Origin of the sequence: Rhodococcus sp. IC4_135 (genome assembly GCF_011602025.1) — a bacterium.
Classification (GTDB): domain Bacteria; phylum Actinomycetota; class Actinomycetes; order Mycobacteriales; family Mycobacteriaceae; genus Rhodococcus_F; species Rhodococcus_F baikonurensis.
Map to the genome: position 1 here is coordinate 42899 of NZ_JAAOLG010000009.1, position 15532 is coordinate 58430.

Annotated in this window: 13 protein-coding genes; 11 read left to right on the forward strand and 2 right to left on the reverse strand. The window is 62.9% G+C overall.

Going from position 1 to position 15532, the window contains the following annotated elements:
* Positions 1-7: 7 nt before the first annotated feature.
* Entirely contained in the window at positions 8-1474 is a 1467-nt protein-coding gene (eccD, locus tag G8767_RS17650) for a type VII secretion integral membrane protein EccD (RefSeq protein ID WP_166810860.1), read from the reverse strand.
* Between the two features lie 197 nt (positions 1475-1671).
* On the opposite strand from eccD, the gene eccCa reads away from it, so the two are divergent.
* The 10 genes from eccCa (at position 1672) to G8767_RS17700 (ending at position 12704) form a co-directional block, all read left to right on the forward strand.
* The gene (gene eccCa, locus G8767_RS17655; RefSeq protein ID WP_240952383.1) at positions 1672-5715 is read left to right on the forward strand and encodes a type VII secretion protein EccCa; all 4044 of its coding nucleotides are present in this window, start codon (positions 1672-1674) and stop codon (positions 5713-5715) included.
* A gap of 53 nt (positions 5716-5768) precedes the next feature.
* Entirely contained in the window at positions 5769-7211 is a 1443-nt protein-coding gene (locus G8767_RS17660; protein WP_346843004.1) for a type VII secretion-associated protein, read from the forward strand.
* A 183-nt stretch (positions 7212-7394) separates the two neighbouring features.
* A complete protein-coding gene (locus G8767_RS17665) occupies positions 7395-7700 on the forward strand; it encodes a WXG100 family type VII secretion target (RefSeq protein WP_095968907.1) in 306 nt (101 codons plus the stop codon).
* 86 nt (positions 7701-7786) lie between these two features.
* Complete coding sequence (locus G8767_RS17670; protein ID WP_003940975.1) at positions 7787-8080, forward strand: WXG100 family type VII secretion target; 294 nt, start codon at positions 7787-7789, stop codon at positions 8078-8080.
* A 288-nt stretch (positions 8081-8368) separates the two neighbouring features.
* Positions 8369-8812 (forward strand): 50S ribosomal protein L13, encoded by a 444-nt coding sequence (gene rplM / locus G8767_RS17675; protein WP_166810862.1) that lies wholly within the window; start codon positions 8369-8371, stop codon positions 8810-8812.
* The gene (gene rpsI, locus G8767_RS35855) at positions 8809-9321 is read left to right on the forward strand and encodes a 30S ribosomal protein S9 (RefSeq protein ID WP_095968908.1); all 513 of its coding nucleotides are present in this window, start codon (positions 8809-8811) and stop codon (positions 9319-9321) included. Before rplM ends, rpsI begins: the two co-directional genes overlap by 4 nt.
* Before the next feature lie 155 nt (positions 9322-9476).
* Positions 9477-10814 (forward strand): phosphoglucosamine mutase, encoded by a 1338-nt coding sequence (glmM, locus tag G8767_RS17685; RefSeq protein WP_095968909.1) that lies wholly within the window; start codon positions 9477-9479, stop codon positions 10812-10814.
* A gap of 140 nt (positions 10815-10954) precedes the next feature.
* Complete coding sequence (locus G8767_RS17690) at positions 10955-11260, forward strand: hypothetical protein (RefSeq protein WP_124566546.1); 306 nt, start codon at positions 10955-10957, stop codon at positions 11258-11260.
* Positions 11257-12399 (forward strand): hypothetical protein, encoded by a 1143-nt coding sequence (locus tag G8767_RS17695; RefSeq protein ID WP_166810863.1) that lies wholly within the window; start codon positions 11257-11259, stop codon positions 12397-12399. The genes G8767_RS17690 and G8767_RS17695 overlap by 4 nt, the downstream gene beginning before the upstream one ends.
* Complete coding sequence (locus tag G8767_RS17700) at positions 12396-12704, forward strand: hypothetical protein (protein WP_166810864.1); 309 nt, start codon at positions 12396-12398, stop codon at positions 12702-12704. Before G8767_RS17695 ends, G8767_RS17700 begins: the two co-directional genes overlap by 4 nt.
* Here the strand turns inward: G8767_RS17700 and G8767_RS17705 are convergent.
* A complete protein-coding gene (locus G8767_RS17705) occupies positions 12665-13504 on the reverse strand; it encodes a dienelactone hydrolase family protein (RefSeq protein WP_095968912.1) in 840 nt (279 codons plus the stop codon). The genes G8767_RS17700 and G8767_RS17705 overlap by 40 nt on opposite strands.
* 112 nt (positions 13505-13616) lie before the next feature.
* On the opposite strand from G8767_RS17705, the gene glmS reads away from it, so the two are divergent.
* Positions 13617-15479, forward strand: a complete 1863-nt coding sequence (glmS, locus tag G8767_RS17710; RefSeq protein WP_003940837.1) for a glutamine--fructose-6-phosphate transaminase (isomerizing) — start codon at positions 13617-13619, stop codon at positions 15477-15479.
* The last annotated feature ends 53 nt before the right edge of the window (positions 15480-15532 follow it).

The following is a 15532-nucleotide window of genomic DNA, read 5'->3' on the forward strand; positions in this document are numbered from 1 at the left end:
CGATCGCTCAGAGACCGCGCATGAGCGCGAAGAGCCCGCTGACCCAGCAGATCAGCGGAACGATTGCTGCAATCGCAGCGAGGTCCAACAGTTCGGCCGCGCGCCGCATCACGGGGCTGAATGTGTTCTGGGGGGCGAGGATTCCCAGAATCAGTGACAGGAGGAGAACAGTCATAGTGATGGCGAAGACGACCAATGCATGGTCGCGATGGGTCCATGCCATGTCGCCCAGGAGAACGAGAATCACCGAGATGCCTGCCGCGATGAGTGGGACCGCCTGCTGTGCGCCCGCATAGGTGCGCCCGCGAAACATCAGCACGACGGCCGTCGCCAATGCGAGAGCAAGGTTCGGCCAGACGATTCCCTGACCGGTCCAGGACCACCCGAGTGCGACTGCGGCAGTGAGCGCGACCACCGACGTGGCCACGATCAGTCCGGTCAGATAGCTACGAGCCCGCCCCGCCCTGTCGGTCAACTCGGTCAGCCCGGGTAGCTCGGGCTCGGGCACGCCGTCGCGATCGTCGTCGAGGGGATTACTCGGCGTCGGAACCGGGGGAAGCGGTAATCGCGCGAACAGCATCGACAGTCGAGCAGTGAACGTGAGAACGATCAATGCCGCGGCAATCACCGCGCTGCTGACCGTCGCGGTGCGCGCCTCGGGAAGCGTCGTCGTGACGGCGAAGGTGCTCACCGCAGCAAGGAGGACGACGAGAAGTGTGGTGAAGACGGCTAATCCGGCACCGCACAAGCGGAGGCAGATCAGAGTTACCGCGGCTGCGAATGCCGAACCGAGAAGGAGATGAGCAGAAAGGACAGTGCCGGGTACACAAAGTGCGCCGGAGACGAAAGCCAGTGGCACCGCCGTGCATCCGAGTGTGATGGAGCTTGCAGTGTCTGCGTACACGCGCGCTGCCACGACGGCGGTGACGGTGAGCACCAAGGACGTGACTCCGCCGCAGACAGCGCCGATCAGACCCGTATCGCCGAGGACCAGGGCGAGGGCCGCGATGAGCGCTGCGACGAGGGCGGCGGACGAGCCGACGACGCGCGCGGTGATCGGAGTCCAGCGCCGGTAGATGTCTGCATCCGTGGCCGCGACGGTGTACATGATGTCGTCGAAGAGTGGGGGCGGGGCAGCCGTGTCCGCGGCCTCGAGTACGAGCAATTCCCCATCGCGTATTCCGTGCTCGTGCAGCGACAGCATCGGTGCCAGCGGCGCCCTGCCGACTTTCGACAGAGTCCAGTCGACGGGCTCGAATTGTTCGGTGCTGTGGTCGAACTGGTTGAGATTGCTGTGGTTGACAATTGTGTCCACAATGCCCGGAATGACCGCCGTGAGTGGAACACGAAGCGGCACCGCAAGATCCACCTGCGAATGGGCTGAAAGTACCGTCAACCTGCACAGTTCGGCAGAATGGGTCGCGCGTGGTCCGTGTCCGGTGTGTGCAGCGCTGGTTGTAGTGGTGCTGGTCAAGATCTGTCCCCTCCCATGACGCGATTCCCCTGTCGCGTCACCCCAGTTCACCCGAACGATACGACATGAACTGCGCGCCCGTGTCGGAGACAGCGCCGACAACAGGTGGCACCGACCCGAGTGTCGGTGTTGTGATCTACTCTCTTGCAATTGCGCGAGTACGCCTTGGGGGGCCGGCGGTAGCCGGGACGAGGCGCATGTCGGCAACAGTTGCAGCACCGATGGGGGTGGGTGAATTGAGCACTGTCAGATTTGCGCGTCGAGCGCGCCGTGAATCGCCGCGCACACCGGGCGGCGAGGTGACGCTTCAGGCCCCACCGGAGATTCCTCGCGTCACGCCGGGAAACCTACTGACCAAACTACTTCCGGTGATCATGGTGGTTGCCATGATCGGCATGGTGGCGCTGATGTTCTCTTCCGGCATGGCGCGCAATCCGATGTCTCTCCTGTTTCCGGTCATGATGATGGTGTCGATGCTCGGGATGCTCGCCGGGGGCGGTCGTAGCGGTGGAGCACGGGCGTCCGAAGCGAACGAGGACCGCAAGGACTACCTGCGGTACCTGGATCAGATGCGCAGCGATGTTGCTGCGACGTCTGGTGCGCAGCGTGCTGCACTGCAATGGAGCAACCCCGAGCCGTCGTTGCTCTGGACGTTGGTCGGAACTGTGCGGATGTGGGAACGTCAGATCACCGACTCGGACTACTGCCACGTTCGGGTCGGTCTGGGTACACAGCGATTGGCCACCAGACTCGTATCTCCGGAGACCGGGCCGGTCGAGGATCTCGAACCCGTCGCCGCTGTCTCGCTTCGGCGATTCGTTCGTGCGCATTCGGTTGTCAAGGATCTGCCGACAGCCGTCTCGCTTCGCGGATTTGCTGCGATGTCCATCGAGGGGCAGAGAGATTCCGCTCGTGCGCTTGTCCGCTCGATGTTGATGCAGCTGTGCACTTTCCACGGTCCGGACACGGTCCAAGTTGCGGTGGTGTGCGGTCCCGATACCGAATCCGAGTGGGAGTGGGTCAAGTGGCTCCCACACGTGCAACATCCGGAGTCTCAGGACGGCGCCGGCACTTCACGTATGGTGTTCGGTTCGTACCTCGAGTTCGAGAGTTCCCTCGGTGAATCGCTTTCGATGCGTGCTCGGTTCGCCCGCAACACTCCAGCGAGTGCGGGCGTTCCGCATCTCGTGTTGGTCGTGGACGGTGGCTTGCTCGAAGGTGACACCGGCCTGTTATCCGAATCCGGGCTCGACTCGGTGACCGTCCTCGACCTGTGCGGGTTCTGCCCGCGCTTGGCGGCGGCGCGTGGTCTGCGACTGGTCGTCGGTAGCGAGCAGATCGGCGCGGTGAGCAGCGCAGGAGTCGAGAACTTTGCGACGCCTGACGCTGCGACGACGAGCCTGGCCCAGTCGTTCGGACGTCGCATCGCACCGTTCCGCGCGGCATCGCAGAACGCCGTGGACGCAGCCGACGACGACCGGTCCCTTCGGACTTGGAGCCAGATGTTGGGGATAGGAAATGTTGCGAGGTTCAATCCCGAGCACGGCTGGCTGCCACGTCAGGGGCGCGACCGACTCCGCGTGCCGATCGGTGTCGGACAAGACGGAAACCCCGTCGAACTGGATCTGAAGGAATCGGCCGAGAACGGTATGGGTCCGCACGGGCTGTGTATCGGAGCCACCGGTTCTGGCAAGTCGGAGTTCCTGCGAACCTTGGTGCTCGGCCTGATCGCGACCCATTCACCCAACGCGCTGAACCTCGTCCTGATCGACTTCAAAGGTGGTGCAACCTTTCTCGGCCTCGAAGAGGCGCCGCACGTTGCTGCGATCATCACCAACCTTGCCGAGGAATTGGCGATGGTCGATCGTATGAAGGACGCGCTCGCCGGCGAAATGAATCGTCGACAAGAACTGCTGCGTGCGGCGGGAAACTTCGCAAACGTGTCCGATTACGAGAAGGCGAGGCTGGCCGGCGCTGCACTCGATCCGTTGCCTGCACTCTTCGTGGTTGTCGACGAGTTTTCCGAACTGCTCAGTCAACAGCCGGAATTTGCCGAATTGTTCGTGGCCATCGGGCGATTGGGGAGATCACTTCACATCCACTTGTTGTTGGCCAGTCAGCGGCTCGACGAAGGAAAGCTTCGGGGGCTCGACAGCCATCTTTCGTATCGGGTCGGTTTGAAAACTTTCTCGGCGAACGAGTCTCGTTCCGTTCTCGGTGTTCCCGATGCTTATCACCTACCAGGTACGCCCGGTGCGGGATATCTGAAGTCCGATTCTGCTGAGATCGTTCGCTTCCAAGGTGCATACGTGTCAGGCCCGTACGAGGGCGAGCGGATAGTGCCCGCTCGATTCTCGGTCGATTCCCCCGTCGAACTCGCGCCGCTGCCCTTTACCGCGACGCCCGTGATCGGGCCGGAGGCTGTTGTCGGTCCCGTCGAGCCCGATGTCGTCGACATGGGTGAAATTGGTGACGATGCACGTACTCTCATGGGAGTCCTCGTCGACCGCATGCGCGGTCACGGTCCGCGCGCGCACGAGGTGTGGCTCCCGCCACTCGACGCATCTCCGACGCTTGACCAGTTGCTGCCGCGGTGGGCGGCCGGTGATCAACCTCGCGGAAATCTGAGCGCACCCTTCGGCATAGTCGACAGGCCGTTCGATCAGCGCCGCGATCTTCTCGTCGCCGATCTCAACGGATCGACGGGCAACCTTGCGATCGTCGGCGGCCCGCAGTCGGGAAAATCGACGGCGTTGCGCACATTGATCCTGTCTCTGAGCATGACGCACACGTCGGAACAGATTCAGTTCTACTGCCTCGACTTCGGCGGTGGAACGCTCCTCGGGTTGAAGGATCTGCCGCACGTCGGATCGGTGGCAAACCGCTTGGATTCCGACCGCGTCCGGCGCACGGTTGCCGAGGTACTCGGTGTGGTCGCGAAACGAGAGCGGCTGTTTCGTGACCTCGGCATCGACTCGATGGCCGATTTCCGAAGACTGCGAACAGTTGATCCCACCGGGGAAGGTGTGGCGGCGGGACTCCGAGATGACCCGTACGGTGACGTCTTCCTCGTCGTCGATGGTTGGCCCAGTGTTCGTTCGGATTTCGAATCGCTCGAGCCTCAGATCAACATGCTCGCCGGTCAAGGATTGTCCTTCGGTGTGCACGTGATCGTCACGACGTCGAGGTGGGCCGAGATCCGGCCGGCACTCAAGGACCAACTGGGTACTCGTATCGAACTTCGGTTGGGCGATCCGGGAGATTCGGATGCGGGTCGCCAGAAAGCCGGCCTGGTGCCGGAAGGTCGACCGGGTCGAGGCATCACACGCGACGGACTTCACCTTCTTACCGGACTACCTCGAATCGACGGTTTGCCAGGTAGTGAGAACTCCAACGGGAGTGTGACGGCGACGGTCGAACGTATTGCGGCCATGTCGAATTCGCGTCCGGCACCGACCGTGCGGATGCTTCCGGATTCGTACTCGCGGGCAGAACTTCTCGAAGCTGTCGGGACCCGGTGGCCCTCACCGAGCGCGGCCGACGGTCGGTGCCTCACCGTGCCGATCGGCCTCGGTGAGACCGACCTCGCGCCGGTGTACATGGACTTCCGGGAACACCCGCACTTCTTGATATTCGGCGACACCGCGTGTGGCAAGACATCTCTTCTGCGCGCAATAGCGGAAGGGATCATCGCGTCGAACACACCGGCCCAGGCCAAGCTGATTATCGGTGACTATCGGCATTCCCTGCTGGGAGTGGTCGAAGGGAATCACCTCGGCGGGTACTCGGCGTCGTCGACGACCTTCGGAGAGTTGATGGTCGACTTGGCTCGGATAGTCGCCGCGAGGATGCCGAACGCCGAAACAACGCAGCAGCAATTGCGGGAACGATCGTGGTGGAGTGGGCCGGAGATTTATGTACTGATCGACGACTACGACCTTGTGGCTACACCGAGTGGAAATCCGGTGGCGCCGTTGCTCGAATACATTCCGCATTCCAAGGACATCGGTTTGCACCTGGTGATTGCCCGCCGTTCCGGTGGTGCGGCCAGAGCATTGTACGAGCCGGTGATCGCGAGAATTCGCGACATGGCACCGGCCGGATTGATCATGAGCGGGAGTCGTGACGAGGGAAATCTCGTCGGCACCGTCCGCGCGTCGACATTGCCGGAAGGTCGTGGGGTCTACGTTTCTCGCTCGCAAACCCAACTTGTCCAAGTTCCGTGGATGCCACCGCTGTGACCGTTCCGTCCTTGGTGTCAGTCTCGTTACATTGGGGTCCATCCAATATCTGGGTGGTATCGGGTCAACGCGAATTCTGTTGCAGTGCAGACCTCAGACGGGAAACGGCGTCGGGTCCCGGTACCGGTGAAAATGCGATCGATTTCGTCGACGACGACTATGTCGACGTAGATGGTCGGATTGTCCCGACGGTTTTGGAGCTGGCCAGGCTGATTTCCAGGGCGATGGACGGGTGCGGAATCGTCGATGTAGACATTCTCTATCTCAGTCATCCCTCGGATTGGGGTGCCCCACGCAGGCGGCGATTGCTCGATGCCGCACGGCGAGTGGCGCACGACGTCGTCCTCGTTCCGACGTCGGTCGCGGCGGCGAGGTCGGCTCACACAGCCTGGCGATCGCGGTGCGTCGTCCTCGAACTGCGTGGCGGAACGGTGGTCGCGTCTGTTGTCGGTGAGGTCGACGGCGAACTCCGAATCGACGGGGCACAAAGTTCGGCGATCGCAGACGTTGCGGGGTTGTTTTCCGCAATAGGGGACTTGTCGGTTCGGGACGCCGTGGTGCTGGTCGGGCCGCGCTCCCATGCCGTTGCGGCTTCGCTCGAACGTGGCTCGACGAATGTCCACGGCCACGCGAGCATTCGAATTCTGGACGAGAGTCGGGTGGCGTCGTCTCTGGTGGATCCTCAGACGCTCGTTCGCCAGACAACCGCGCGGGACAGTTCCGGTCGAATCGTCGACAATTCGGCTTTTGGCGCCGGGTGGGTAGGCGATTCGGATGGCGCGATGTCGATTACTTCCATGGACTCGACTGCCTCCTCACCGCGTCGAGTCGGCGGGAGGAACGGAGGCCGTCGATGGTTCGCTGCGGCGCTTGCGATGGTCGCCGTCGTCGCTGTGGTCGCGGCAACGGTTGTGGTGTTCACTCGCGATCGAAGCGATTCTCGGTCGGCAGGGTCGGTCGCAGCTACGGCGGAAGACGAAGTTGAGATCGCGGAGGCGTCGAAAGATCAGGGGAAGCCCGCACCGAAGACTTCGATTCCGTCGATCGAGCCCGATGCCACGCCGGAACTCAGGCGTGTGGACCTGGGAAGCGTTGCAGCAGAGTTGCCTTCCGATTGGAAGCTTCTGTCACCAGGGACTTCGAGCGGTCGTACCGATTTGATACCCAGCTCCGGCGAGGATCGCAAGATCGTGGTCATCGAGAAACGTCTTGCGGAAGGTGCGGGATTCGATTCCGTCGAAGCTGCTTTGCGTCAGCAGTTTTCGGCGTTCGAGGACCCGTTGCGGTTCGGAGAGTTTTCTGTGATCGACGATGCCGCAGGAAAACAGGCAGTGGTGTACGTCGAGTTTCCGGACGATTTCTCCGAGGTGCGTTGGCACGTGTACGTCGGCAACGGTCGGCAAGTGAGTATCGGCTGCCAGTATCTGGTCGGTGAGTGGGACAGTCTCGAAGCGGATTGTCTGCGGATGTGGCAGTCACTCGAATTCAAACCCTGATCGGATCGGTCGGTTCTGAAAATATTCTTCGGTCGGGCCGGAACCGTTGGCACGGAGATCGCGTCAAAGTATGTGTAGCGCACATCAGGGAGTTCCGCTCGGACCCCGGTGCACATTCGACGGGCAAGCCGTCGTGTGTGATCGCCGATACCGAACGGTACTCACCGAATCCAGGGGGACGACATGGGCTTTACCGCAACTACCGCTGAATTGATCGATTCGGCGGGGACCATCGACGGACATCTCGGTGACATCAGGGGACTGGTCAACGCTGTTCGGTCGGAGGCCGACGCTTCGCACAATTCGTGGAACGGCGCCGCACAGGTCGAATACGCAGGAATCATGGAGCGATACAACAGCGCGGCCCTGAAGTTGGACACTGCTCTGACCGACATCTGCGAGCAGATCAAACAGGCTGCTGGAACCTTCGACTCGACCGAAGACGACAACGTCAGCGCGCTTCGCGGCGCGACGGTGAACATGTCCTGACCGTGAGCGCTTCACCGTTCGATCAAGCAGTCCTCAGCCAGTAGTTCTCACAATTTCTCTCCAGTCACACCGAACCGGGAGCAGTTATGTCCGACAGGATCAAGTACGACTTCGGCGGCCTCGCAATGCTGTCCGACCAGATGAAACAGCAGGCCAAAGCGATCAACGACAAGCAGGGCGACATCAAGGTTGTCGTAGACAAGCTGCAAGCAGGCTGGGAAGGGGCAGGCTCCGAAGCGTGGAACGACGCTCAGCGCCGCTGGGCCCAGGCTTCCGAAGAACTGAACATGGTTCTCGCGCAGATCGCCGGAGCGACGGCGAGCGGCTCGGAGAAGATGCAGGAAGCTGATCGGATCGCCGCAAACGGGTTCGGTCGCTGACAGCATTCATGTCGTGATGACACCCCGCCTGCCCCGGTACCGTCAGGTTGCCGGGGCAGGCGCATGTCGATCGCTTACCCCCTGGTTCCGGGGAGGGCGTTGTCGACGGCGATGGCTGCGCTTTGACCTGGCAGCGGGTAGACCGGTATCGTCTATCGGTGGCGTGCCGTAGGGCTCCGGCAGAAATGCGTGGAGACCGGCGGTTCTCGGGTCTCAACTGGCCGCCGAGGATCGTTTACGCGATACGCACATGGTCAGCAGTGGAATGAATTAAGACGAGGAAGATCTGTGTCTACGTACACCCCGAAGGCCGGAGATGTGACCCACACGTGGCACGTCATCGACGCCACTGACGTGGTGCTCGGCCGTCTTGCCGTTCAGGCAGCGAACTTGCTGCGTGGCAAGCACAAGCCCACCTACGCGCCGCACATCGACGGTGGTGACTTCGTTGTCATCATCAACGCAGAGAAGGTTGCCATCAGCGGCAACAAGCTCCAGGGCAAGAACGTTTACCACCACTCCGGATTCCCGGGTGGCCTGAAGTCCCGCACTGTCGGTGAGGTCCTCGACAGGACTCCCGATCGTCTCGTCGAGAAGGCCATTGTCGGCATGCTCCCCAAGACGAAGCTCGGCCGCGCAATGAGCAGCAAGCTCAAGGTCTACGCGGGCCCGAATCACCCCCACACCGCGCAGCAGCCGGTGTCGTTCGAGATCAAGCAGGTCGCACAGTGACATCGCCGGAAGAGCAGAACGTGTCCGAAGAGAACATCGAAGCAGTGGAAGAGCTTGTCGCCGCTGACGCAGTCGAGGTCGTCGAAGAGGTTGCTGCAGCTACGCTCGCACCGATCGTCCTCGATCGCCCGGTCCAGACCGTCGGTCGCCGCAAGGAGGCTGTCGTTCGCGTCCGGATGGCTCCCGGCACCGGTCAGTTCAAGCTCAACGGCCGTACGTTGGAGGATTACTTCCCCAACAAGGTTCACCAGCAGCTGATCAAGGCTCCGCTGGTGCTCGTCGAGCGTCCCGAGTCTTTCGACATCATTGCACTGCTGCACGGTGGCGGCCCGTCCGGTCAGGCAGGCGCACTGCGTCTGGCTATCGCGCGCGCACTCATCGAGGTAACCCCTGATGATCGTCCGGCCCTCAAGCGTGCAGGCTTCCTGACGCGTGACGCCCGCGCGGTCGAGCGTAAGAAGTACGGCCTGAAGAAGGCCCGTAAGGCATCGCAGTACTCCAAGCGCTGATGCTTTGCCGAGGTTGACCCAACGGGTCTGCTTCGGCACCTGCTTCACCACAAGAGCGGGCGTCCATCGTTACCGGACGCTCGCTCTTGTGTTTCTCGGAGAAATTCCATTCTCGAGTTCCATTCTCGAGGTTCACAGGATTCAGGAGTCGTTCTATGGGTCGGTTGTTCGGTACTGACGGTGTTCGTGGACTTGCCAATTCGGATCTGACTGCAGATCTTGCATTGAGATTGGCAGTGGCCGCGGCGAGCGTACTGACAGCCGACACCTCGGATGCACGTCCGACCGCCGTGATCGGCCGCGATCCTCGCGCCAGCGGTGAGATGCTTCAGGCTGCGGTGACGGCCGGGTTGAGTTCCGCAGGCGTCGACGTGCTCGACGTGGGTATTCTTCCGACTCCGGCAGTTGCCTACTTGACGGCAAAGCTCGACGCCAGTCTCGGTGTCATGATTTCGGCATCGCATAATCCCATGCCGGACAACGGAATCAAGATCTTCGCGGCCGGTGGACACAAGCTGGACGACGCCGTCGAGGTGGCGATCGAGGATGCGCTCGACGGCGCTGCAGCGCCTGTACTTCCGACCGGTGCCGGGATCGGCCGAGTCCGTACCGTCGACGACGCCTCTCAGTTGTACCTGGCACATCTGGCGAGCGCGGCTAGCGAGCCGCTTGCCGGGCTCACCGTTGTCGTCGACTGCGCCAACGGCGCTGCTTCCGCGCTCGCACCGGCTGCCTACGCCGCAGCGGGCGCTCGCGTCATCGCGATCAGCGCCGATCCCGACGGCCTCAACATCAACGACGGTTGCGGATCGACACACCTGGAGAATCTTCAGAAAGCCGTGGTCGATCACGGGGCGGATCTAGGGCTCGCACACGACGGCGACGCGGACCGCTGCCTGGCAGTCGACGAGACCGGAGCGGTGGTCGACGGAGACGCGATCATGGCTGTTCTGGCGATCGCGATGAATGACGCCGGCGAATTGGTCGAGAACACTCTCGTCGCGACCGTCATGAGCAATCTCGGGTTGCACATCGCGATGCGGGAGGCCGGAATCAACGTCGTGACGGCGGCCGTAGGTGACCGCTATGTCTTGGAAGAACTGCGTGCGGGCGGGTACAGCCTCGGTGGAGAACAGTCAGGCCATGTCGTGTTGCCGGCGTTCGGTACCACCGGCGATGGAATTCTCACCGGTCTCCGTTTGCTCGGACGCATGGCTCGTACGCGCAAGTCGGCATCCGCATTGGCCGCAACGATGACCACCCTCCCGCAGGTGCTGATCAACGTCAAGGTCGGCGACAAGGCGACGGTGGCAGCGTCGCCGTCGGTGCTCGCGGCAGTCGCGGACGCCGAGCGCGTTCTCGGTGACGGTGGTCGAGTGCTCCTGCGTCCGTCGGGGACAGAGCAACTGGTTCGCGTCATGGTCGAAGCAACCGAACTCCCGCTCGCGCAGAAGTTGGCCGACCAGTTGGCCGAGATCGTCGGTTCGGTGTAGCCCCACATCGCGAGTTCGCATTGCCGAGAAAACGTAGACGCGTTCGCGTTTTCGAGGGAACGTAAATGCGCCCCGCTGCGTCCAAGGAGTCATAGGCCGCTCGACGTGCGAGTGGTTCCGCTCAAACTTGGGGGTCGCTCGTGGACGTCGACCGTGCTGGAACAGATGAATTGGCACGCCGTGCGGTGTCGGCGGCTCAGGATCTGCGCGCTTCTGCGGAACCGATCAGGCATTTGCGATTCGGCGGTGCTGTTTCGGGCCGTGACTATGCCGAGCACGGGGTCGCGTTGGCCTCGGCATTGGCGGTCGTGAATTCCCGCTTGGTCGGGCGTGCCGATTTTCTCGAGATGCTGGGGCGCAGGCTTTCCTCCTCGACCGAGGCGGTCGTCGACGTGGACCGTGCGGGCGCGCAGCGGTTGCGCGGCTCCGGCGGGTCGGCTTCGTGACCCCCAACAGCGTGACGCCTCACGCCGTGACGAACGGCTTTAGGTTCGTCGAAGATATTCTTGCACTGCGTGATTCGCTCGTGCATCCCGACGAGATCCTGGATGCTGGTGCGAGAGGACTGCAGTTCTTCGGTCGATTTCACGACCTGGCCACTCAGTTGGGTTTCGAAGAACGACTGCTTACGTCCTACGAGGATTCGTATCGTGCTGAAGTGGGCATCGATTTGGAGGCACTGACGCGGGACGTGTCGGACTTGGCTGGGGCCGTGGATGGTTCGGTCGCGGAGATCACGATGCTGACGGTCCTGGCGGAGAACCTTCCAGCGGCGTGGAATGTTTCCGGAGTGGATGTGGTCGTAGATCAGGTCTTCGGGGCGAGGCGAGAAGCTCGGTCCGATGCAGATTCGGCGCCACTGTTGATCGCACTGGCTGACGAATTCGCGCGGACTGTTCGAACGGCGCTGGCCGACAAGGCTTTCAAGGTGGCCAGTCTCGACCGGGCGACGATCGGCGGTCTGGGCGTGGGGGAGATCGAGCAGTTGACCCGCGCCGCTTCCAGCGGTTGTGGTGCGGAGCAATGGCTGGAGACAGTTTTTCGTTCTGTGTATCTGGACGCTCGCGACGAATTCGACAGGGCGTGTACGCAGTGCGCGAGTGCAGTAGGTGATGCTTTCGACGTTGCGACGCAGTGGCTGACAGATGCGTTCCCGTCAAGCTTGCCGGTCGCGGAGCCGAGCGCTTCCGGTGCCGCGGCGTCGCCGTTCTCGTTTTCGATCGGCGGCAACGTGTGGGGCTTCTCGATTACTCCCGACGGTCGCGGGGTGAGTCTCGATGTCACCGGCGCTGACGGGAGCGCTGCGTCGGTCAGCGTGGAGTTGGACGAAAATGGTTGGCCGCGAATAGTGTTCGACGCCGATCAGCAAACGCTGCAGGAACCGCCCCAGTCGGAGGTACTTCGGCCCGAGCTGCCGGTTGAAACCACCACCGAGGTATCCACCACTGAGGTTTCCGCCGCAGAGGTATTGCCGGGTCCGGAGATGGAGCCAGACGCGGAGCCGACTGTTGCAGTTCCCGAGGAGTCGTCTGCCGTCCCCGCCGACGAGACGGGTGCCGAGTTGGCCGGCGCTGGTCCGCTGTGAAGTCCGTACACGCGCCGTTCGAAGCGATCCGGCGAACCCTCGATGCTCAACTCGACGATTTCCGTGAGCGCAGAGCAGTCGCGGCGACCGAGGAAGCGCGTCGGAGCCCACCGTCGCTGCGATTCGATACCGAAGTTGCCGCGAACGACACCGCTGACAGCGATCCTGAAAGCTCCGTCGGAGTCGGCCCGTACCTGCGGGCCGCGTCCGAGCCGACGCCGACTGAGCCGAGCCCGCCGCCGAAGACGGGGGCGAGCCCGGACCCCTACTTACGCAACAGCTGGCTGGCCCGCGCGTCGGAGTGAGGTTCGACAGGGAGCAACGGTGACGTGTGCGGGATTTCGACGTCGGGATCAGCGAAGTCCTTGTACTTCTTGTCTCCGGTCAGATGGAACAACAGGAAGCCCGTGAGCAGGCACCGTGTGGCGGCCTGTGTCTTACGCTCGGACCCACCGAGACCCAGAGCGCCGAGTAGTCGTCGGCCTTCGATCAGTCCGGCGTCCTGACCGTCGTTCACGGTACGTGCCACGACGGGTCCGCCCCACTCCACGCTCAGCGGGCGGGCATTGCTGGTCATGGAATCGACGTCGTCTTCGCCCGCGAGGATCAATCCGGGCGCTGTGATCTTCGACGCGTAGTTCTCCGCCTTGGGTGCCGTCGGGGCCGGGAACAGCGCGGCCACCGCACCGACATCCCCACGTTGAGCTGCCGCCAGCACTGCCGCGCCCGCGCCCATGCCGTGACCGGCAAAGGCGACCCGATCGGGTTGGACGCTGATCTGGCCGGGGCCGAGGCGTACGCCGACGCAGATGTCGAGAGTGGCCCGAAGATCTGCCGCCAATCCGAGGTGTGACGGGACCGGACCGCGTTCGCTGTCGGGCGCCGCTGCGACGATTCCCCAGGAAGCGAGGTGCTGGAGTGTCTGCTCGTACTTGTGGGACCCGACCATCCACCCGTGCGCGAAGGCAACGGCGGGGAGATTGAAACCGGTTTCCGGCGTGTACACGACACCCGGCTGTCCGGCCAGGGCGAGGTTGCCGCGGAGAACTCGATGCGGGCCGCGCTTGGACAGCTCACGGGTCAGTGTCTTCAGTTTCGGTGCCACGGTTGAAGACGTTATCCGATGAGTCGCCTCGTGTATGCGGAGCGGACACTGCAACCAGGTGCGGGAACCGCAAAATGCGCCCACTGCCGATGTCCAAGTACCCTGAGTCACCATGTGCGGAATCGTGGGATACGTCGGCCACCGCCCAGCTCTGGGCGTTGTGGTGGAGGCTTTACGGCGAATGGAGTATCGCGGGTACGACTCGTCGGGAATCGCGATTCTCGACGGAACCGGTGGGGTCGAGATCGAGCGTAAGGCCGGTAAGTTGGCCAACCTCGAGGCGGAGCTCGGCGAGTACGGCGCGGATCACTTCGTCGGTACGTCCGGTATGGGCCATACCCGGTGGGCGACGCACGGGCGTCCGACGGATCGCAATGCACACCCGCATCGTGATGCGTCGGGCAAGCTGGCTGTCGTTCACAACGGAATCATCGAGAACTTCGCCCCGCTGCGAGCGGAGCTCGAGGCTGCAGGCGTCGAGCTTCAGAGCGACACGGATTCCGAGGTGGCAGTCCACCTGGTAGCCCGGGCGTACGCGCAGGGGCCGACGGCAGGCGACTTCATCGAGAGTGCCCTGTCGGTGGTTCGCCGGTTGGAAGGTGCGTTCACGCTCGTCTTCACGCACGCCGACCACGCGGACACGATTGTCGCCGCGCGTCGCTCGACGCCGCTCGTCGTCGGTGTCGGTGAGGGCGAGATGTTCCTCGGCTCCGACGTCGCCGCGTTCATCGAGCACACGCGCGATGCGGTCGAACTCGGACAGGATCAGGCAGTGGTGATCACTGCCGACAGCTACCGGATCTCGGACTTCGCGGGCAACGAGGCAGAAGGACGCCCGTTCCGCATCGACTGGGATCTCGCGGCCGCCGAAAAGGGTGGTCACGACTACTTCATGCTCAAGGAGATCGAAGAGCAGCCGACTGCGGTTGCCGACACTCTCCTCGGACACTTCGAGAACGGGAAGATCGTCCTCGACGAGCAGCGGTTGTCGGACCAGGAGTTGCGCGACGTCGACAAGGTGTTCGTCGTCGCCTGCGGTAGTGCTTACCATTCCGGCCTGTTGGCGAAGTACGCGATCGAGCATTGGACGCGTCTACCTGTCGAGGTCGAACTCGCCAGCGAATTCCGTTACCGCGACCCGGTTCTCGATCGTTCGACGCTCGTCGTCGCGATCTCGCAGTCGGGGGAGACGGCCGACACACTCGAAGCTGTCAAGCATGCCAAGGATCAGAAGGCACGGGTCCTCGCGATCTGCAACACCAACGGTGCGCAGATCCCTCGCGAGGCCGACGCCGTCCTCTACACCCGGGCAGGACCGGAAATCGCGGTCGCGTCCACCAAGGCGTTCCTTGCGCAGGTGACCGCTAACTACCTCGTCGGTTTGGCTTTGGCGCAGGCGCGCGGCACCAAATATCCGGACGAGGTTGCCCGCGAGTATGCCGACCTCGAAGCGATGCCCGCTTTGGTCAGCAAGGTACTCGAGACCGCAGAACCGGTGCGCGCGTTGGCACGCCAGTTCGCGCACGCGTCGACCGTGCTGTTTCTGGGTCGCCACGTCGGCTACCCGGTGGCGCTCGAGGGTGCGCTCAAGCTCAAGGAGCTTGCGTACATGCACGCCGAGGGCTTTGCCGCCGGTGAGCTCAAGCACGGCCCGATCGCCTTGATCGAGGAGGACCTTCCGGTCATCATCGTCATGCCGTCGCCGCAGGGCCGCGCTGTCCTGCACTCGAAGTTGGTGTCCAACATTCAGGAGATCAAAGCGCGCGGTGCGACGACGATCGTCATCGCGGAGGAAGGCGACACCGTCGCCGCGGCGCACGCGGATCACCTGATCGAGATTCCGGCGTCCCCGACCCTGCTGCAGCCGTTGCTGTCCACTGTTCCGTTGCAGATCTTTGCGGCCGAGGTTGCAGCCGCACGCGGCTACGACGTCGACAAGCCGCGTAACCTGGCGAAATCGGTTACGGTCGAATAGCTTTCGCAAGACAACTCGGGCCCCGCAGTCGAAAGACTGTGGGGCCCGAGTGC

Bases quoted from the DNA above. Each gene is read 5' to 3' on its own strand.
- G8767_RS17665 (WP_095968907.1), top strand. From the start codon at position 7,395: ATGGGCTTTACCGCAACTACCGCTGAATTGATCGATTCGGCGGGGACC.
- eccCa (WP_240952383.1), top strand. From the start codon at position 1,672: ATGTCGGCAACAGTTGCAGCACCGATGGGGGTGGGTGAATTGAGCACT.
- glmM (WP_095968909.1), top strand. From the start codon at position 9,477: ATGGGTCGGTTGTTCGGTACTGACGGTGTTCGTGGACTTGCCAATTCG.
- glmS (WP_003940837.1), top strand. From the start codon at position 13,617: ATGTGCGGAATCGTGGGATACGTCGGCCACCGCCCAGCTCTGGGCGTT.
- G8767_RS17670 (WP_003940975.1), top strand. From the start codon at position 7,787: ATGTCCGACAGGATCAAGTACGACTTCGGCGGCCTCGCAATGCTGTCC.